This window comes from Thermovirga lienii (assembly GCF_036847465.1).
Classification (GTDB): Bacteria; Synergistota; Synergistia; order Synergistales; family Thermovirgaceae; genus Thermovirga; species Thermovirga lienii.
The window spans coordinates 6,787-26,872 of the sequence record NZ_DAITZW010000026.1; the positions used below are offsets into that span (position 1 = coordinate 6,787).

Annotated in this window: 19 protein-coding genes and 1 tRNA gene; all 20 read left to right on the forward strand. The window is 48.9% G+C overall.

Translation table 11 applies throughout. From position 1 onward, the window contains the following. The coding region (locus V7Z69_RS07240; protein WP_334139379.1) for a threonine aldolase family protein at positions 1–906 on the forward strand (906 nt) is incomplete at its 5' end. Continuing rightward, positions 900–2,258: a TldD/PmbA family protein gene (locus V7Z69_RS07245; RefSeq protein ID WP_334139380.1), complete on the forward strand. Its 1,359-nt coding sequence runs from the start codon at positions 900–902 to the stop codon at positions 2,256–2,258. The genes V7Z69_RS07240 and V7Z69_RS07245, both read left to right, overlap by 7 nt. A gap of 16 nt (positions 2,259–2,274) precedes the next feature. Further along, a complete protein-coding gene (locus V7Z69_RS07250) occupies positions 2,275–3,837 on the forward strand; it encodes an N-acetylmuramoyl-L-alanine amidase family protein (protein WP_334139391.1) in 1,563 nt (520 codons plus the stop codon). Between the two features lie 36 nt (positions 3,838–3,873). After that, positions 3,874–4,656: a GerMN domain-containing protein gene (locus V7Z69_RS07255; RefSeq protein WP_334139381.1), complete on the forward strand. Its 783-nt coding sequence runs from the start codon at positions 3,874–3,876 to the stop codon at positions 4,654–4,656. Between the two features lie 28 nt (positions 4,657–4,684). After that, positions 4,685–5,458, forward strand: a complete 774-nt coding sequence (gene rph / locus V7Z69_RS07260; protein WP_014162582.1) for a ribonuclease PH — start codon at positions 4,685–4,687, stop codon at positions 5,456–5,458. Beyond that, positions 5,427–6,074, forward strand: a complete 648-nt coding sequence (gene rdgB, locus V7Z69_RS07265) for an RdgB/HAM1 family non-canonical purine NTP pyrophosphatase (protein WP_014162583.1) — start codon at positions 5,427–5,429, stop codon at positions 6,072–6,074. Before rph ends, rdgB begins: the two co-directional genes overlap by 32 nt. Then, positions 6,071–6,298, forward strand: coding sequence for a preprotein translocase subunit SecG (gene secG / locus V7Z69_RS07270; protein ID WP_014162584.1), 228 nt, complete (start codon positions 6,071–6,073; stop codon positions 6,296–6,298). Before rdgB ends, secG begins: the two co-directional genes overlap by 4 nt. Before the next feature lie 14 nt (positions 6,299–6,312). Next, positions 6,313–7,353: a nicotinate phosphoribosyltransferase gene (locus tag V7Z69_RS07275; protein WP_334139382.1), complete on the forward strand. Its 1,041-nt coding sequence runs from the start codon at positions 6,313–6,315 to the stop codon at positions 7,351–7,353. A gap of 126 nt (positions 7,354–7,479) precedes the next feature. Beyond that, a complete protein-coding gene (rplM, locus tag V7Z69_RS07280; protein WP_014162586.1) occupies positions 7,480–7,911 on the forward strand; it encodes a 50S ribosomal protein L13 in 432 nt (143 codons plus the stop codon). Positions 7,912–7,942: 31 nt separating this feature from the next. Next, positions 7,943–8,338 carry a 30S ribosomal protein S9 gene (rpsI, locus tag V7Z69_RS07285; protein WP_014162587.1) on the forward strand — a complete coding sequence of 132 codons (396 nt, stop codon included), beginning with the start codon at positions 7,943–7,945 and terminating at the stop codon, positions 8,336–8,338. A 376-nt stretch (positions 8,339–8,714) separates the two neighbouring features. After that, the gene (gene mgtE / locus V7Z69_RS07290; protein WP_416376420.1) at positions 8,715–10,076 is read left to right on the forward strand and encodes a magnesium transporter; all 1,362 of its coding nucleotides are present in this window, start codon (positions 8,715–8,717) and stop codon (positions 10,074–10,076) included. Positions 10,077–10,161: 85 nt separating this feature from the next. After that, on the forward strand, positions 10,162–10,773 hold the full coding sequence (locus V7Z69_RS07295; protein WP_334139383.1) for a TetR/AcrR family transcriptional regulator: 612 nt from the start codon (positions 10,162–10,164) through the stop codon (positions 10,771–10,773). Then, positions 10,760–12,088, forward strand: a complete 1,329-nt coding sequence (locus V7Z69_RS07300; RefSeq protein ID WP_334139384.1) for a TolC family protein — start codon at positions 10,760–10,762, stop codon at positions 12,086–12,088. Before V7Z69_RS07295 ends, V7Z69_RS07300 begins: the two co-directional genes overlap by 14 nt. A 12-nt stretch (positions 12,089–12,100) precedes the next feature. Continuing rightward, on the forward strand, positions 12,101–13,150 hold the full coding sequence (locus V7Z69_RS07305; protein WP_334139385.1) for an efflux RND transporter periplasmic adaptor subunit: 1,050 nt from the start codon (positions 12,101–12,103) through the stop codon (positions 13,148–13,150). Next, the gene (locus V7Z69_RS07310) at positions 13,147–16,266 is read left to right on the forward strand and encodes an efflux RND transporter permease subunit (protein ID WP_334139386.1); all 3,120 of its coding nucleotides are present in this window, start codon (positions 13,147–13,149) and stop codon (positions 16,264–16,266) included. The genes V7Z69_RS07305 and V7Z69_RS07310 overlap by 4 nt, the downstream gene beginning before the upstream one ends. A gap of 1 nt (position 16,267) precedes the next feature. Beyond that, on the forward strand, positions 16,268–16,579 hold the full coding sequence (locus V7Z69_RS07315; RefSeq protein ID WP_334139387.1) for a PG0541 family transporter-associated protein: 312 nt from the start codon (positions 16,268–16,270) through the stop codon (positions 16,577–16,579). A gap of 43 nt (positions 16,580–16,622) precedes the next feature. Next, a tRNA-Thr gene (locus tag V7Z69_RS07320) sits at positions 16,623–16,698 on the forward strand. A gap of 176 nt (positions 16,699–16,874) precedes the next feature. Then, on the forward strand, positions 16,875–18,128 hold the full coding sequence (locus V7Z69_RS07325) for a COG1470 family protein (RefSeq protein WP_334139388.1): 1,254 nt from the start codon (positions 16,875–16,877) through the stop codon (positions 18,126–18,128). Positions 18,129–18,130: 2 nt separating this feature from the next. After that, entirely contained in the window at positions 18,131–19,063 is a 933-nt protein-coding gene (locus V7Z69_RS07330; RefSeq protein ID WP_334139389.1) for an ABC transporter ATP-binding protein, read from the forward strand. A 3-nt stretch (positions 19,064–19,066) separates the two neighbouring features. Next, entirely contained in the window at positions 19,067–19,999 is a 933-nt protein-coding gene (locus V7Z69_RS07335; protein WP_334139390.1) for an ABC transporter permease, read from the forward strand. Positions 20,000–20,086: the final 87 nt, after the last annotated feature.

A 20,086-nucleotide genomic window follows, 5' to 3' on the forward strand; every position in this document is an offset into this window, starting at 1 on the left:
GTAACTGCCGAGAAAGTTGGCAAGGAAGCGGGGCTTTTCGTAACTTCGGGGACTCAGGGAAACCTAATAGCCCTTCTGGCTCACTGCTCCAAGGGAGATGGGGCCATACTAGGGGCAGATTGCCACATATACAACTATGAAGGCGGTGGAATAGCTGCTATAGCGGGGATATTGCCCCTTCTGGTCGATGATACGGGGGGTATAATGTCCAAGGAAAGCGTAAAAAAGTGGTGCAGGCCCCACAATGTTCACTTTGCCCCTGCGCGTCTTTTATGTCTTGAGAACACCCATAACCGACAGGGCGGCAACGCCGTTTCGCCCAGCGTCTTCAGGGAAGTAGCTGAAGTTGCAAAGGCGGAAGGCCTATCGGTGCATCTGGATGGCGCCAGGATTTTCAATGCAGCAGTTGCGTGGGGTGTGGATGTCAAGGAATATACTACGGCAGTGGATACTGTTCAACTTTGCTTGTCCAAGGGACTTGGAGCTCCCGTAGGGTCGGTGTTGTGCGGTCCAAAGGACTTTATAGAGAGGGCACGGCACTGGAGGAAGAGGCTTGGCGGAGGCATGAGGCAGGCAGGAGTAATTGCTGCCTGTGGTCTTATAGCTGTAGAAAAGATGGTGGACCGTCTTGAGGAAGATCACAAAAACGCCGCCTTGTTGGCAGAGCTCCTTGAAGAAGGTGGGCTCCACGTGGAGAAACCTGATAAGAGAACCAACATGGTTTACTTCGTTGTCCAGGGAGAGGATTCGAAAGTAGAAGAGTTGGTGAAACGGTGTGCTGCCAGAGGAGTCCTTTTCAATGCCCTATCGAAAGGACGTTTCAGGCTCGTAACCCACCTGTGGGTCTCCGAAAAAGACGTGAGGGAAGCTGCAAAGATCATAATAGAGGAGGCTGCAGCGTGTTGAAGGAGATGCCGGACAGGAAGAAAGTAGAGACTGCTGCATCTTTTGCTCTTGATGCAGTGAAATCTCTAGGTCCTTATAAAGCAGATGTTTATTATATAGCCAGAAAGTCTGCATACGTGAGTTTTAGGGAGGGTATACCTGAAGAGAACAAAGCAGAAGTCCTTTGGAGGATAGGCCTCAGGACTGTAGATTCCAACGGCCGTCAGGGGGTTTCGGATACAGATGACCTCTCCATGGACGGAATAAAAAAAATGGTCGAGTGGAGCGTGGCAAACTGCAAGGTCTCCCAACCTGACGGGAACGTGGAGATGTTTAAGGGTAAATACGAATCGGTGGATTTGAAGCTCTTTGACCCTGAAGTCCTTAGATTGAGACATGAGGATAAAGTCAATTTCTGCATGACGATGCACCAAGTTGCATCCTCCCAGGATAAGGTAAGGTCCGTTAGAAGTTCAAGTTTTGGAAGCGGCATGAGCGAGGAGTTCTACGTCTCCACGGAGGGCGTATCCTTTTGGGAGAGACAGACGGAGGTCTCGTGGGGGGTTGCCGTGGTCATGGAAAGTGATGGCGAGATGGATATGGGAGGCTTTGGTGAGGCCACCTGTTCTCTTCGCGATGTATCTTTAGAGAAGACTGCCCTCGAGGCCGTTAAGCGGACCGCTGTGGCCTTGGGGGGGAAACCTGTGCCTACGGGACAATACACGTTGGTCTTGGATCCAGAGGTGGCAGCCGTATTAGTGGAAGTCATAGGAGAGCTCTTTTTGAGTTCCAGCATACATAAGAACCGTTCCATGCTAAAGGACAAGCTGGGGCAACAAGTGGCTTCCAGAGTGCTGACATTGATAGATGACGGAAGGCTTCCGGGGAGGCTGGGATCATCGTCTTTCGATGCAGAGGGTGTTCCCACCCAAAGGACGATCATGATGGAGTCTGGTGTAGTCAAAAGTTTCTTGTATGACCTAAAAAATGCCAAGATAGCAGGGGTTAACTCTACCGGAAATGCCGTGCGCTCTACAGGTTCTTTGCCTGACGTAGGATTTACCAACCTTTATATGGAGCCAGGCAAGGGTACCTTGAATGATTTTTTGGATGCTCCAGGTCCCAAGCTATACATAACAGAGCTCATGGGCGTGCATACGGTAGATCCTGTCAGTGGGGACTTTTCCCTTGGAGCCAAGGGGGCGTTGTGTGAGAGCTCTTCAGAGTACCGACCGGTAGCGGGAATAACCATAGCAGGAAATTTGATGGATTTGATGATGAAAGTAAGTAGTGTGGGAGAGGACCTTCGTTTCTTTGGAAGCACAGGGGGCTGTTCCATGGTGATAGAGGATGTGCAGGTTGCGGGCAGCTAAGTTTTTTTTCTTGTTGATGATTTTGTTTTTTAGTTTTTCTTCAGCCAGGGCTTCTTTTGGAGCGGAAACCCTGACTCTGTTCGTGAATGGGGAGAAAGTTGGAGAAGTCCACTCAACCGCTATAGGTGGGGCAAGGTACGTTCTTCTCAGAGATGTAGCAGAGGCTTTGGGGTTTTCCATCAAGGAAAAGGATGACGTCATCGCGTCCTATGGAGAAAGGACCTCGTTGGAGTTCATACCTGGGGCGGCCGCAGCGATAATACAGGGACAAATATTAGCTTTGCCTTACCGCTTGGTTAAGGAAAATGGGCAGTGGTGGTTTGAGAGTGATACAACTTTGAAATTGTTTGGCAAGTTTATAGAAGCGGATAGAGGCAAGAACGTTACCCTTTCATGGCAAAAAAGTTCTGATGAAGTTGTAAAAAAAGCTCAACAAAATTCGCAAAAAACCTCTGAAGTAGAGAGCAAGAAACCACAAAAAACTGGGACCTATGGTGTGGTAAATGCTGTAAGGTGGGGAAATAAGGACTTTGGCATAAGAGTAGTGCTGGATTACGAAGGCCCTGTGAAGGTAGGTCTGGTTTCCGGGGTAGGGCGATTGACCCTGAGGTTTGACGGGGCAGCGGTATCAGGTAGCATAGGAGAAAGCCCTTATCCAGAGCTCGTTAGGATGGCGGTTTCTCAATTTGGTGATAGAGCAGAGTTCTCCTTTGTCCATCGCGCGGAGAAAGTAGAGAGGTTCAAACTGGAGAACCCATCAAGATACGTTTTGGATTTTTATGATCCCAAGCCAATAGACGAAGAGGCGCCCAAGGTTGTGACGGTAACCCAAAAGAAGCCAGCCGAAAAAGGAGCGAAAACCACCCCTAAGCCTGCGGAAAACTTTATTCCCAAGGCCAACACCAAAATTTTGGTCATGGTTGACGCTGGGCATGGAGGCAAGGACCCAGGCGCCGTTGCAAATGGAGTTCTTGAAAAGGACATAAATTTGAAGGTAGCCAAGTTGCTGGTTGAGTATTTGAGATCCAAGGGAGTGGCAGCGGAGCTTACCCGAAAAGGAGATTATTATCTTAAACTGTCCGAGAGGACTCAAATAGCCAACAGCAAGAACGCTTCGGTTTTCGTCAGTTTGCACTGCAATGCCCTTCCCAAGGGTAGGCATGCCAAGGGAGTCGAGATATATCTCATGGCGCTTCCAAGCGACAAAGATGCCATGGAACTGGCCAAGATAGAGAACCGGGAGCTGTTGAACGGAGATCTGGAGAGCACGGAGGCAGTGGACAAAAAGACCAAGGTGCTGCTTCAGATCCTCGGAGATATGCAGCAGAACGCCAAGATACAGGAGAGCACCAAGTTCGCGGAAGTTTTGTTCTCGAAAGGCAAGGCGCGTGGTCTCCCCATGCGTAGGGTTGCCCAGGCTCCTTTTGCCGTTCTGCGAGGCGCAGCAATGCCTTCGGTCTTGGTGGAGATGGGATATTTGACGGAAAGGGAAGAAGCACTAAAATTAAAAAATCCAAGCTACCAAAAGCAGCTTGCCGCGGCCATAGGCTCTGGTATTATTGCTTTTTTAGGAAAGTAGTTTTGTGAGAATATGGGAAATGCAGGTGAATGATAAATGGGATATTTCCGAAGCAATAATGAAGACGAAAAGAGGCGGTTGTGGAAAAAACTGGAAGATCCAAGAGATTATGAGGATGATTATGAAGATGAAGAGGATGGAGAGGTAGAGCACTTCGACGACTCGGAAGAGGATTATTGGGAAGAAGATGATATCGAAGAGGAAGAGCTGGAGGAATTATACGAGCCGCCGAAGGTACCTTTATGGGTTCGTGTTGCTGTTTGGGTTGCCACGGTGGCAGTATTTTTCGCTATAGGTTATTGGGGATCTGATTTAGCTATAAAGTGGATGGACAAGAAAGGTTATCTCAAACAAAAGAACGTAATATCAACGAGTACCGAGGTTGCGGGATTGACGGAAAATTCCAGTGGAGGAGCTGTCTCCCAAGGGGCTCTTTTCCAAATATATATTCCTGAGAAGAGAGGCTTCATAAAAGAGGACGTAAAAGTTTCACCAGGTCTTTTGGAGGATGAGCTTAAGCAGGTGCTGTCCATATATATTGAAAAATGCAGTGCCAGGGGGCTTTTGAGGCCTGATGTGAAGGTTCTACATGTCTTTAGGACTGGAGACAGACTTTATCTGGACATGAACGCTTCTTTTCTCGAGAGTCTGAAAGCTGGTGGAGAAGAGAAGGCGGGAATCTTAATTACTTCCATAGTTAGCACTGTGGTGGAGAATTTCCCACCCATAACGAAAGTAAAGTTTTTGATAGAGGGGAAGGCACTACAGGATAGGAAGCCAGTGGACCTATCTTCTTTTTGGGCGATGCCATCTTCCTAATTTGATTGTTTGGGAGTTGAAGGAGAATATGACGGAGAGAATAGACGGCAGAGGTTTTAAGGACTTAAGACCAATAACGATAGAGAGACAGTACATCAAATATGCTGAGGGAAGTGTCAGGATTTCTTTTGGAGACACCAAAGTGATATGTACTGCATCGGTGGAAGATAAAGTGCCTCAGTTTCTGAGAGGCACAGGTCAGGGATGGGTGACAGCGGAATACTCGATGTTGCCCAGAGCTACTGCCACAAGGTCCCCAAGGGACATAAGCAAGGGGCGGCTGAACGGTCGAAGCAGTGAGATCCAAAGATTGATAGGAAGGTCCCTTAGAGCAGGTGTTGATTTAACTCAATTGGGAGAAAGGACTATCTGGATAGATTGTGACGTAATCCAAGCTGATGGGGGTACTAGGACTGCTGCCATAACCGGTGGTTTCGTGGCGTTGGTGGATGCCTTGAGAACCCTCCACAAAAACGCCCTTCTCCAAGGGCTTCCTATTACGTCCTTTGTGGCTGCGGTGAGTGTAGGCAAGGTTGATGGCAACATCATGACCGACTTGTGCTACGAGGAGGATTCCAGAGCAGAGGTGGACTGCAACGTCATAATGAACGACAAAGGCAAGTTCATAGAGATTCAAGGAACAGGAGAAGCTGGAACGTTTTCGAGGCAGGAACTGAACCTGTTGCTCGATGCCGCGGAAGAAGCTATAAGGAGGCTTTTTGCGATACAGAGAGAATGCCTTGAGTTGACAGAGGAAGAGGTGCGTTTGATTGAATCTTGTTCCAGAGATAGTGTTTGCTAGTGGCAACGAACATAAATATTTGGAATTAAAAAGCAAGCTGGCGGAGGTGGGGATCAAACTTCTCTTTGGACCTGATGTGCTTGGTGAAAGCTTGCATGTAGTGGAGGACGGCAGTACCTACCTGCAGAACTCTTACAAAAAGGCTTTGGCCTGGGCTGATAGAACAGGTCTTCCCGCTATTGCGGACGACAGCGGCCTAGAGGTAAAGTGTTTAGGTTGGAGACCTGGTATATATTCGTCCAGGGTGGCGGAGAACGATCAAGAACGGATTCAGTGGCTTTTGTCCGAAATGCAAGGTGTCGAAGATAGAACGGCGAGGTTTGCGGCTGCCTTAGCTCTTGCCCTTCCCGGAGGAGGGCAGTGCTGGTTGGCCGAAGGTTTTTGTTGGGGGAGGATTACCTTAGAACCTAAGGGCAGTTTTGGTTTTGGATATGACCCTGTTTTCGTGCCTGAAGGGTTTGACAAGACTTTTGCAGAGTTGGGGCCAGATGTGAAGTTGCGCGTTTCTCACAGGTCCATTGCTGTTAAGGGATTAAGTGATATGCTTAATGGCTCATATATGGTAAAATCACTACTTGCTTCGAGCAGACAATATGGGGAGGTGCGAGGCTCGTGAAGACCCTCTTGGTGTTGGTACATGTAGTAGTTTCCATTGCCCTGATAACTGTCATATTGCTGCAGCAGAGAAAACAGGGCGGTTTCTCAGGAATTTTCGGCGGTGGAACCCAAGCTGATATGGCAGGTCAGTGGCAGAGGTTTACAGCCTTGACGAAGGTCACGGTGCTGTTGGCTTCGGTGTTTATAATTTTGTCCCTACTGCTTGTCGTCTCACACGGTTAGCGGAGTGCATAAGCATGGAATGGAAACAGCTTGAACGGCTGGCAGACATATACGAAGCCCATCCTGACGTGAACCGTTTTTTTAGCGCCTCTCACGAGGAGATCCAGTCGGGACTAACCACGGACGTGTATTTCGTCAAAACCAGGGACGTGCTGGAGTCCTTAGGCAAGCTTGATGCCCACGTGGTTGCTGAGATATTTGCGAGAAAGTCCGGCATTTACGCCGGTCTCCCGGAGGTTTTGAGGCTGCTGGAGGGCAAGGGAGTAAGGATTTACTCCCTTGAAGAAGGAGAGCCCTTTGAAGGCAAGGAAGTTTTAATGCGCATAGAGGGGCCCTATTCTGCATTTGGCATGTACGAGACGGTCATATTGGGAATGCTTGCCAGCTCAACTGGCTGGGCTACTGCCGCGCGGGAATGCGTGGATGCAGCAGGGGGTAAGCCGGTGCTGTGCTTTGGAGCCAGGCATGTGCATCCAGCAGTTGCCCCTGTGATGGAGCGGGCGGCGGTTGTAGCTGGAGGATGTGTTGCGGCAAGTTGTATACTGGGCGCAAAGCTGGCTGGCATACAGCCCAAGGGGACGATCCCTCATGCTGCGATCCTTATAGCGGGAGACACCGTGAAGCTGGCTTTGGCATATGATGAAGCACTACCGGAAGGTGAGAGCAGGACCATATTGGTGGATACCTTCAAGGATGAGGCTGAAGAAGCGTTGAGGGTGGCCGAAGCTTTAGGAGACAGACTTGACGGGATAAGGTTGGATACCCCTTCAGAGCGTGGGGGAGTTACTCCGGACCTTGTCAGAGAGGTGAGGTGGCGCCTGGATAGGGCAGGTTTTGGTCATGTCAAGATAGTGGTATCCGGAGGACTGAGGCCTGATACGATAAGGAGTTTGGCCGAAGCCGGTGCGGATGCTTTCGGTGTAGGGAGCTACATAGCTCATGCCACTCCGAGAGACATGACTATGGACATAAAGGTAGTGGATGGTATCCCTGTAGCGAAAAGGGGCCGTCTGCCGGGGAAGCTTGAGAATCCTAGACTTAAACTTTTTAGTTAGGGTAAAAAAACAAATTATGCTTGACACCTATGGCCAGCTTGTTTAGAATAGTCGTCGCTCTGTTGTCAGGCAGAGATAATTTGTTCGTGTTTTCGCCTAGCTATGGGTGAGGGAGTGACTTAATAGATGGTGACTAACAAGACGTTTATGGCAAAACCAGGAACGATTGAAAGAAAATGGTATCTTATCGATGCGGCGGGTAAACCTTTGGGTAGGTTGGCGGCTGAGGTTGCCAAGATATTGCAGGGTAAGCATAGACCCACTTATACCCCCCATGTCGATACCGGTGATTTTGTGGTGGTGATCAACGCCGACAAGGTCGTGTTGACAGGCAAGAAGGACAAGCAGTCCTTCGTCTATCGCCACAGTGGGTACAAGGGTGGACTTAAGGCGGTACCTTTTGGTGTCTACATGGAGAAGGCTCCTGATCGCCTTGTTGAAAAGGTAGTGAAGGGCATGCTTCCCAAGACGAAGTTGAAATTCCACAAGAAGCTGAAAGTTTACGCTGGTCCTAATCATCCTCACGCGGCTCAAAAGCCGGAAAAGTTAGAGATCTGATCGGCCCTAGCCGGGAAAGGAGGGAACATTCGTGAAAGGCAGCAGTTACTATTGGGGAACAGGAAGAAGAAAGACAGCTATTGCCAGAGTACGAATCCGCCCGGGCAGTGGTGCCGTAAAGATCAATGACCGGGAAGTTGAGGAGTATTTCCCCCGTCAGGTATGGGTGAACCACGCTCTGGAGCCGTTGAAGGTAACTGGCATGGAGGGTAAGTTGGATGTGTTCGTGAGCGCCTTTGGTGGCGGTTTGACAGGACAATCTGGTGCTGTTAGGCTCGGCATAGCAAGAGCGCTACTCAAGATGAATCCTGATCTTAGGCCGGTTCTCAAACAGGGCGGTTTCTTGACAAGGGATCCAAGAATGGTGGAACGCAAAAAGTTTGGTCTCAAGGGCGCCCGTGCGAGAAGGCAGTACTCCAAGCGTTAATCTTTGGCAAATACAGTTGGAAATTGATCTGTATAATGGGCGCAGCGTTACTGCGCCCATTTTGTTTTTTCTTGAATGTAATGGTGTTTTGATGTAAAAAAGGAACTGTAGATTTTGTGAGAAAAGGGAGATGGAAATGGAAGAAGGCGCCAGTCCTTTAGAATATAACTCTATAAAAAAATATAAAGTAGCGTGGGGGTGTTGCTCCAGGATCTTGAAGTAGTGCCCGTTTTCTCAAACTTTTATTGCCTTTGAATTTAGTCCCTTCCTGAATGCCCCCACGGAGAAGTAGTGAATTTATAAAACTGAAAGGCCAATGTGTGGCGAAGGTTCTTTTTTGAATCTGAGCCGCCGGCTTTGTTTGTTCTCTTAGGGGGTGAAGGTTTTGCCAGAAAGGCTGGAAGTAATATATGAAGAGATTCTATCTCTCCTTGCGCAGCAGCGCTTTTCGGAAATCAAGGAGCGCCTATCCAGTTTAGAGCCTGCCGATGTCAGCGAGATTTTATCTGAAGTACCAACTCCAAAGAGGGCTTTGTTGTTCAGGTTGCTTCCCAAGGACCTGGCGATAGAGGTTTTTGAGCATATGGAGGGTTCCGAGCGTGAGGAACTCTTGAATAGTTTCACTGACAAGGAAACGGCTGAAATAGTGGAGAATATGTCTGACGACGACAGGACCGCATTGTTCGACGAACTGCCTGCCAAGACTGTGAAAAAACTTTTAAGGCACCTGTCTCCAGAGGAGAGGCAGATAGCTAACAGCTTGCTTAATTATAGGCCTTTCTCAGCTGGAAGGATAATGACCCCTGAGTTTATTGATTTGAAGGCTTCCATGACTGCCCAGGAGGCCATCCAGCATATACGAAAGGAAGCTAGAGGCAAAGAGACCATATACACGTGTTTTGTGACCGATCACGAAAGGCACCTGTTGGGTGTGGTCGAGTTGGAAGATCTGATATTGGCCAATCCAGAGACTCCAGTGAGCGTCCTTATGGAAGACGATCCTGTATATGTGACCACCGACACGGACCAGGAAGAGTGTGCCCAGATTATGTCAAAGTACGACCTGCACGCCTTGCCCGTTGTGGATAGGGAGAAGAGGCTCGTTGGAATAGTGACGTTCGACGATGTCCTGGATGTAGTCGAGGAGGAGGCCACAGAGGACTTCGAAAAGATGGCCGGTATCCAGCCTGTGGAGGACACCTACTTGAACACAGGCATATTGGCCTTGAGCAGGAAGAGGTTCTTGTGGCTTCTGATATGCATATTGACAGAGGCTCTCACCTCGTCAGTGCTTAAAAACTACTCTATTGCCCTGGAAAGGGTAGTAGCGCTATCTTTTTTCATTCCTTTGTTGATAGGCACGGGCGGTAACGCTGGCACCCAGTCGGCGACCCTTGTTATCCGTGGTATGACCCTTGGGGAGATAGAATGGAAGAACGTAGGGTACGTATTTGCCAGGGAGATTTTGACGGGGTTGCTTTTGGGCGGAACGTTATCTCTTTTGGCAGTGGGAAGAGCTTACATGTTAGGTACAGGCGCTGGTGTCGCTTTAACAGTTGCCTTGGCGTTGATAGCTGTGGTCTTAATAGGGAACCTCGCAGGTGCTTTGTTGCCTTTCGTTGCGAGGCTTCTGCGGATAGACCCAGCCATAATGTCAGGTCCTTTCATTACCACGATTGTAGACGTATTAGGCCTCATAGTTTATTTCGAGATAGCAGAACACGTACTAAATTTATGAACCTGTCTCGGTCCAGGTTGACAGGAAAGAAGAGAGTGTTATATTTATACTCACTAGACCGACCGTTCAGTTTGGGGGTGTGGAGGTGGATCAAGATTCGACTCGTGCAAGAATTCTCTCCGTCGCAAGAGAGAAATTTGCCAGGTCAGGTTTTCACGGCACCAGCATGGACTCCATAGTTCGTGCTGCTAATCTGAGCAAGGGAGCAGTTTACTGGCATTTCAAGAACAAAGAGGCCTTGTTCATGGCAGTAATGGAGGCGGAGGTCAGGCGTATAGAGGAATATTTTCTTCCCAAGCCTGAGGATGGGAAGAAGGGGCCGAGAGCTTTTTTTATGGAGAGTGGCGAAAGATGCCTGGAGATACTTTTCAGGGATAAGGAATTGAGGTTGCTTTGGATAGACTTGGCTCTGCAAGCACAAAGGTCAAAAGATGGAGGCAACCAATTTTCTGCGTTTATAAGAAATAAGGTGGAGGAAGTGAGCAATAAGCTCATATCCAAATCTTTAGACGTATTCCCCCAACTGAAAATCAGAGAGCAGCTGGATTTAAAGGATGTGCTGAGAATGGGGGATTATTTCTTTATGGGTATGGTGGTGAACCTAGGTATAACCTTGGACCTTGAAGAGGCAAAGGCGTATTGGAGGGAAATGATGGGACGCTTATTTGGATGTGAAGGTATTGATGAACGTTCGTAGTAAATTTTTTGTTGGCTTGTTGTCATTATTTTTGTTTTTGTCTGCCGTTTTTGTGTGTGATGCCCGCAAAGTCGAAGCATCAAAGCTGCCCGAGCTTACCATCTCGGAGGTTTTAAAGATAACAAATGAGGCAAACCCGGTCATCGCAGCGGCATCTCGCCGCATAGACCAAGCGACTGCCAGGGTCCTTAAGGCTTTATCTTCCAAGTATCCCCAAATAGATGTCTCCATGGTCTATCAGGAAACCGAAAAGGAGCCCCATTATGCTCAGGCGGGCTTCAGGAGGACCTGGAAAGCCGCTCTTTCCATGAGCTACCTGCTTTATAGCGGTGGAGCCGTGGAAAACAACATAGAGGCTCAGAAGTTGGCTCGAAAGGTAGCTGAGGCGGAGTTTGAGAGAACCAAGCAACAGGTCATAAACGAGGCGAAGAGGGCTTATTACAGTTTGCTGAGCGCCAATGACCGTTGCCTGGTGGCACAAGAAGCTTTGGATCTTACGAAGGAGCACTTGAGGCAGGTGCAAGCCTTTTACAAACATGGCGTGGTCCCCAAGAACGAGGTTCTTCGCGTTCAGGTTGCCGTTTCTCAGGCCGAGCTTGACCTTATACAAGCAAAGAGCGCCTTGGATGTGGCTTGGTTGGTCCTTGAAAGGGTAACGGGGACACCCATGAGGGACAAGTACAGCCTTCCCTCAGTGAAGACTGGTTTAGCTGTCTTGAGTGGTTACGATATTCCTGGTGCTCCTCAGGATCTAGCCATGAAGCTGCGGCCAGAGATAAGGGTCCTGGAGAACGCAAGGGCTAGTGCCTTACACATAGCAGCTGCGGCGGCTGGCAAGAAAAGGCCACAAGTGATGCTAACAGGGGAAGCCTACAAGGTGGGCGACGAGTTTTTCCCCGACGATATGGACGACTGGAGAGTTTCCTTGGCAGCAGTCTGGACCCTATACGATGGAGAAAAAACCTCTGCGGAGGTCAAGGAAGCCCTGGCTTCAGCGGAGGAGGTACTGTACAACCTGGAGGACCTGAAAAGGGCCATAATCCTAGAGGTCAATGCAGCCATGAAGAAGTTGGAAGCTGCCCAAAAGAGGATAGAGGTTGCCAAAAGCCAGGTGGAAAAAGCAGAGGAAGATTACCGAATGGCGCTGAAGCGATATGCTGCGCAGGTTGGTACCAACATAGATGTCTTAGATGCGAGGGTGGCATTGATCAACGCCAAGAACAACTACTCTGATGCGGTGTATGAAACCCAGATAGCGAAAGCGGACCTTGACTTTGCCATCGGCATATCCGGGCTCCAAAGCAACGGAAACTAGAGGTGATAGACGATGAAAAAATGGATAGCCTTTATATGCGTATTCGCCCTATTAGGGGCTTTGATGTGGTATAGAGGAGAGCAAAAAAGAGAGCTCGAAAACCTAACCGTCGAAGTGGAAAAGCTTCCTGTAGAGGTCATTAGCTTAAAAGATGAAGTCTTCGACGACGTTGTGAACTTCACCGCCACCATAGAACCAGAATATACGTCTGCAGTAGTTTCCAAGGTGTCGGGTAGGACCGTTATGGAGGTTAAGGTGGATGAGGGCGACCCCGTGAAGAAAGGACAAATCCTTGCAATCTTGGATACCAGCATAGTGGACCAACAGTTAGCAGACGCCACATCCAAGTTTGAGAAAGCCAAAGCGGACTATGAACGCTACAAAGCATTGTACGGTGATGAAGTAATAAGCAAGCAGCAGTTCGAGCAAGCCAGAACCCTTTACGTCCAGGCTAAGACCGCCTTGGAGCAGCTTCGCATACTCAAGGGTTACCATTTCTTGCGGTCTCCTGTTGATGGTGTAGTTGCCCTTAGAGCCGTTGACCCTGGAGATACGGTGAGCTCTTCAACTGTTGCCTTTGTCATTAACCAGCAGGACGTGGTCAAAGTAGTTGGACCGGTTCCTGAAAGCCAGTATCCCATGGTTGAAGTAGGACAGGAAGGTCTTGTCAGTGTGGACGCCTTCGGTGGTGAGGTCTTTAAGGCCAAGGTGACGAGAGTTTCTCCGACTCTGGATCCTGTGACGAGGACGGGCACTGTGGAGCTCAAGTTGCCCTCCGGCGGCAAGCTTAAACCGGGCATGTATGCTAGGGTGTCGTTATCTCTTGGCCAGCGAAAGGTAAAGGTCTTGCCTAGGGAGGCGGTTCGCACATTGGCTGGCACCGGCGAAAGGATATGTTTCGTTGTATCTGGTGATACAGCCGTCACTAGGATCATAAAGACTGGTGAAGAACAAGGGAAGTGGGTCGAAGTAACGGGAGGTTTGGATCCTGAAGATCTGGTAATAGCCACTAACTCAAGCAAAATAGCGGATGGAGTCAAGATAGAGGTGACGAACCGGTGAAGCTGCCAGAGATTTCCATTAAACGACCTGTCATGACCCTCATGTTCTTCTTGGGGGTAATAATCATCGGAGGCATTGTGCTCTTGAACCTGAAGGTAGACCTTCTGCCGGATATAGAGCCGCCCGTTATAACCATTCTTACGTCTTGGCCCGGAGCGTCGGCGGTGGACGTAGAGCAGAGGATCACCAAGGAGATAGAGGATGAAATGTCCATAGTCGAAGGGGTAGATGACATCATCTCCAATACTCTGGACGGCATATCGGTCGTCTCAGTCAAGTTCAAATGGGGAGAGGATACCCAGTTGAAGACCGGGGACATCAGGGACGCTATATCCAGGGTGAAGTATCGACTTCCAGCTGATGCCAATGACCCCATAGTGCTGAGGATAACATCAGGCGCCATACCGGTGGTAGAGTTCACGTTGACTGCGGAGAGGACATTTGAGGGACTGTATCATTTTGCCGACAGGGTGGTCTCTGACGAACTTTCCCGGGTTCCAGGGGTCGCCCAGGTGATGATTTTTGGTGGAAAGCAAAGGGAAATAAAGGTATCTCTTAAGTTGGATTCCCTTGAGGGATATGGGCTTTCTCCTGCAGCGATCATTGGGGCCTTGAAGCAGGAGAACATAAATATACCTTCGGGGTCGTTGAAGGAGGGTTCAACAGAATATTACATAAGGGTCCCAGGTCGTTTCCGGTCCGTTGATGAGATACGAAAGCTTGTAGTTGCCGTACATAAGGGCAGGCCGGTGCTTTTGGAGGACGTGGCTGACGTGGTGGACGGTTACAGGGAACCGATAATGTACGGATGGCAAAATGATAAGGAGTCCGTGGTCCTCATAGTGATGAAAAATAGTGATGCCAATACTGTGGAGGTGGCGTCGGCAGTAAAGGAAAGGATGGAGGAACTTAAAAGGACCAGGTTTCCTTCCGACGTGAATTACACTGTGGTTATGGACACGTCGGAGTTCATACTCAATTCGCTGAGAAACCTGAGTCAATCCCTGATAGCTGGGATCGTTCTAGTTTTCGTGGTGACTTTGCTCTTTTTGAGGAGGCTGCCTGCTTCCTTGACCATATGTGGTGCCATACCCTTTTCCCTGGTCGTCACCTTTATTGCGATGGGCAAGTTGGGCTTTACGATAAACGTTTTTACCCTCTCTGCCCTTGCAATGGCTAGCGGCATGGTGGTGGACAACGCCGTGGTTACCTCGGATCAGATCATATATCACATAGAAAAAGGGGAGCGAAAGAAGGTGGCAGCCCTTTTGGGTGCCAGCGAGGTAGGGGAAGCCATAATGGGTTCTACCCTTACCACGGTCGTGGTTTTGCTGCCGTTGGCCTTCATATCGGGCCTGGTTGGGGTCTTCTTCAAATCGCTGAGCGTGGTAATGGTGCTGGCGGTATCTGCATCCCTCTTCGTTAGCCTAACGTTCATTCCAATGATGGCGAGCAAGGTTTTCCACCGTTCTCCAGCGGAAGGGAAATTTTTGAAGGCTTTTGCTCGGTTGTTTGAGAGAATGGAAGAGAGGTATGGAGAGCTTGTCGCCTGGGCGTTGGAGAATCCCATGAAGATTATTTTGCTCTCTTTGGCCTTAATGACCTTTACCATATTCGGCTTTCGTTTGGTAGGAACGGAGCTGACACCTGACCCTGATACTGGAGACGTGCAGATAACCTTCCAGCTTCCTGAGGGTACCCGCCTGGAGGAGACAGATAAGTTTGTCAGAAAGGTGATAGAGCACGCAGAGCAGACGGTACCTGAGGCTCGGTTTGTTTTTGGTTTTGATGGCCGTGAAGAAGAAGGGTTCTCCATTGCCGTGGGGCAGGATGCGGGGCCCAACATAGGCACTGTAGGAATGAAGCTGATTAATAAAAACAAGAGAGAGCGGTCGGCGTTTGAGGTTGCGGAGGAGCTTAGACAATGGATACGCAGCCAGCCAGGCATAGAGAAGATGACGGTTGAAGTAACCACACCCATAAGGTCCATGTTCTTGGGAACAAAACCCATAAGCATAGAGGTGTATGGAGATGACCTTGTAAAGGTGTCTAAGGTAGCAGAGTCCATAGTCCAGATGGTAAAGAATGTGCCTGGTGCAGTGGATGTGGGGTTGGATCAGAAGCACAAAAGGCCAGAGGTATGGATTGAAGTGGATAGAGAAAAAGCTGCTCTCATGGGTATCAGGACCTCAACTATAGCTCAGACTCTAAGAACCTTCTTCTATGGCTACTCTACTAATGATTATGGAGACGAAAACTTCTGGGAGGGAGAAGATGATTACCCAATAAGGGTGCAGCTCAACCGGGAGGAAAGGGACGACTTGTCGGTGTTTGAACGGCTCATGGTTCCCAGTGAGACCGGTAAACTCGTACGCCTTAGCACGGTTGCCAGGATAGTGGAGGCTGAAGGGCTTCCGCAAATTACTCGAAAGAACAGGCAGAGGTACCTAACGGTGGGGGCCAATGTTCAGGGGCGTTCACTAGGAGAGGTAACCAAGGAGATATCTAGAAAGTTGTCGGAAATGGAGCTTCCCGAAGGGGTAAGGATTTCCTTTGGGGGCCAGGTGAAGGAGCAGAAGGAAGCGTTCACCCAAATGGGCTATTTGGTGCTTTTGGGCATCTTGCTTGTCTACATGGTGATGGCAGGGTTATACGAGGCCTATCTGGATCCGTTGGTAATAATGTTCAGCATACCTTTTGCCCTCACGGGAGTTGTATTCGCATACCTTGTGACGGGTATATATCTTTCTCTTCAAGGCATGTTGGGAATCATCATGTTGGTGGGTATAGTGGTCAATATTGCCATAGTATTGGTGGACTATATAAACCTTTTGAGGGCTAGAGGAAGGAAGCTTCGAGAAGCCATTGTGGAGGCAGGGAGAAGACGTCTCAGGTCTGTTCTTATGACCACTCTCACAACCTTCTTTGGTATGTTGCCTATGGCTGTAAGCAGAGGTGAGGGAGCGGAGTTATGGAGGCCCCTTGCTGTCTCTGTAATGGGGGGACTTTTGGTTTCCATGTTTGTTACCCTGCTCTTGATTCCGGTGATGTACTGTCTGGTCGAGGAAAAAATCAGGAGACAGAAGCGTTTTGTAGAGGCCAAGGAGGTAGCGTGACATGAAGGTTTTATGGATATGCTGTAACGAGACCATAGCCGAAGATGTGATGGAATGCCTGGATAGTTCAGGCCTCAGGGGGTACGCTGTATGGAAGGATATGCTTCAAAAAGATAACGTTGGGGATAAGACGCATTGGGGTGATGGAGTGTTCCCTGGGAAAAACTGGGCGTTCATGACCTGTGGAGATGAAGAGAAGATAGGTTGTGCCGTAAAACGCTTGGAAGGTTTAAGGCAAGAGCCCTACGTTCTTGAGGCAGGGTTGGAAGCCTATATTTGGGAAGCCGAGAGCGTTTTTGAGAAAAAAAGTTAGAGGTTGACAACGAGGACTGTAAAACTATAATTTACTTCGCAGTGCCGGTGTAGCTCAGTTGGTAGAGCAGCTGACTTGTAATCAGCAGGTCGTCCGTTCGAGTCGGATCGCCGGCTCCATAAGGTTCAGTAAGGAGGGTACTTTATGTGCCCTCTTTTTCTATATAAGATGGTTTGAATTTACAGCAAAGAGAGTAAGCAAAAATTACGATGTTTCCCCAGGAGGTTTTTGTAAAATATTTATAGATGTGCATCTGCTTTAATACAAAATTTTCCTGTAGGGGGGATGTCTGGTCATGAAGCGCATTTCTTCAAACATCTTATCGTCTATGGGGAGAAAGGTGTACTCTGTGGTTTGCTTAGCTCTGCTTGCACTTCTTATTGTCCCAAGTATCCCTGTTTTTGCAGCCTCAGGCTCTTTTGAGGTCCACGTTCCTTACACTGGTCTAATCTTGGGCCGGGGAGAAGACGCTGAGATAGAGATAACCTTAAAGAACACCTCCACCGAGGAGTGTGTTGTAGACGTAGGAGTAATCAAACAACAAGAAGCATCGAATTGGGATGTGAAGTTGGTTAGCTCCAAGTGGGACGGACACGGCGTATCACAGGTGCGCCTTGGCACTGACAAAACTTTGAACGAGGTTGAGCTGATCTTGTCCCTCAAACCCGGAAAAGATGCGAATCCTGGTGTGTACCGCTTTACGTTTTATGCGGCCCTTAAAGGCTCTCAAAAGCGGTTTGAAATACCCATCACCGTTGAGCTAAAGGGCGAGAAAATAGCGCCCGTGAGGGAGCAGTTGAAGCTGGAGACCTCGTATCCTGTAATAGAGAACCCAGCTGGCAGCGACTTTTCCTATGAGGTGTCCTTGGAGAACAACACTAAGGATCCCAAAGTGGTTTCCTTCGAGTTGGAGTTGCCGAGCGGTTGGACTGGAAGTGTGACACCTCGTTGGGAATCGGGGAAGAAGATCCAGTCGATGAAGCTCGAAGGAAGCAGCACGGAGCGTCTTGCCGTTACTGTTACGCCTCCTAAAACTGTCGAAAAGGGCAGTTACCCTGTGAAGCTGGTCGCAAAGACGGACAATTACGAGGCCTCCATAGACTTAAGTGCTGTTGTAACGGGAACTTACGAGCTGAAACTTTTGCCGGAGACTCAACGTCTTAACTTCGAGACCACGGCAGGTCAGGAGACCACTCTGACCTTGTACGTTTGGAACGATGGTACTGCCCCGATAGATAACGTGGAGTTTTTCGTGTCCAAGCCAGATGGATGGAAAGTGGAATTCGAACCCAAAAAGATAGAGCGCCTTGAGCCCTATGCTTTGAAGGGCAAGCCAGACCAGGTGAAAATGATCGTCAAGGCTCCAGAGCGCACCATTCCTGGAGACTATCAGGTGACTGTGACGGCTTCAGGAAGTCAGAGCGATGATACCCTTGTATTGCGTGCAACTGTGAAGGTTCCTACGGGTTGGGGTTGGCTAGGGGTCCTCGTAATAGTAGTGGTGTTGGCTCTCCTTTTCGGTACATTCTGGAAGCTGAAGAGGCGATAGCCATGGAATTGGCTGTCCATACAGTAGAACTCACTAAGAAGTATGGCTCCTTCACTGCTGTCGATAGGCTCAACCTCTCCATAAGGAAAGGGGAGGTGTTTGGGCTTTTAGGCCCTAATGGGGCCGGTAAAACCACCACTATATTGATGCTCCTGGGGTTGACCGAGCCCACATCGGGAAAAGCCGAGGTATTAGGGCATGATCCCGTGAAGGAGCCTATAGCGGTCAAGCGCATGGTTGGATATTTGCCCGAGAACGTGGACTTTTACGAGGACCTGACTGCCAGCGAAAACTTATTTTACATGGCGGGATTGAACGGTATATCCTCTAAGGAGAGGGACAAAAAAGTTCCTCAGGTATTGGACATGGTGGGTCTTCTGGGCAGCAAGGACTCGCTAGTGGGGACTTTTTCCAAAGGAATGAGACAAAGATTGGGGATAGCGGCGGTCTTGCTGAAAGATCCCAAGCTAGTGATACTTGATGAGCCCACCAATGGTATAGATCCTGAGGGTATAGAGAAGATACTGTCTTTAATAAGGTCTTTGGCCAAAGAGTTGGACGTGACATTCTTGCTCTGTTCACACATGCTGTATCAGGTCCAAAGGGTATGTGACAGAGTGGGAATCATGTACAGAAGCTCTCTTGTCGCCTCTGGAACCGTGGAGGAGGTAGGCAGGGCCATCTTAGGAGAGAGAAAAAGAATAATAAAGTTCAAGCCTGAGGATAATACTATGCCAAAACTTGAAGACATAAAAGATCTGGAGGGTCTTTCTGAAGTTAAGGTTTTGGGAGACCACTTTGTTGCACATTTTGACGAAGACAAACTGTCCCTGGTTATGCGTGGTCTTTTGGATAGGGGGTTCGTTCCCTTCGAGGTGAGCGGAAAGGACTATAGCCTGGAAGAGATTTATCTGAGGTATTTCCAGGGGGTGTGACAGATGACTGGCATACGGACGATCTTTTGGAAGGAGATGGCGGATCATTTTGGAAGCAAACGTTTCTTGGTCATAGCGTTCATAATAGTGCTTGCTAGTCTTTCCTCAGCTTACGGAGCCCTTGGAAGTCCTGAACTACATAATTTTGGGAAGGAGTACCTTTTTCTTTCCCTTCTTTCCACCTCCGGGGGGACACTACCATCTTTTTTGTTCTTCGTGAGTTTTTTGACGCCCCTTATAGGGATAATAATGGGGTTTGATGCCATAAATGGAGAGAAACAGCGAGGCACTTTGAGCATGCTGGTTTCCCAGCCCATATACAGGGACAGCATAATAAATGGCAAGTTTCTTGCAGCTTTGGCCGTCTCAGCTTTGATGATAGCCGGGATATTGGCTCTTATAGCTGGGGTTTCCATGTCCAAGCTTGGCATAGTGCCTAACGAGGAAGAGATAGCAAGGACCTTGGTATTTTACTTTGCCACCCTTCTTTACATCTCCTTTTGGCTAAGCATGGCCATACTTTTCTCGGTGTTGTTCGATAAGACATCCACCTCAGCTTTGGCTTCCATTGCTCTTTGGATATTCCTTGTATTCTTCGTTTACATGGTGGCGGGCATACTAGCAGATCACTTGGCCCCAATCTCTCAAAATTCTTCTGTAGAAGAATTAATGAGAAACGAGAGGCTGAAGATAACCTTCATGCGAGTTTCTCCGGCATATCTGCTTCAGGAGATATCCATGGCTGTATTGAACCCCGCTGTGAGGATATTGACGCCGCTTACGGCAGATAGACTTCAGGGGCTAATACCCACGCCCCTGTCGGTCGGGCAGAGCGTCATGGTTGTTTGGCCCCAGTTGGTGGTGCTGTGCGCCCTTTCAATAATATGTTTTGGAATATCCTATGTGGCGTTCATGAGGAAAGAGATACGCTCGTAGTTGGACTTTCATAGGTAAAAAAATTTTTATGTACTGTAAGGGGCCACAAATTGCTTCCGTTTAATTAGTTGAAGGAGATGGTGGGAG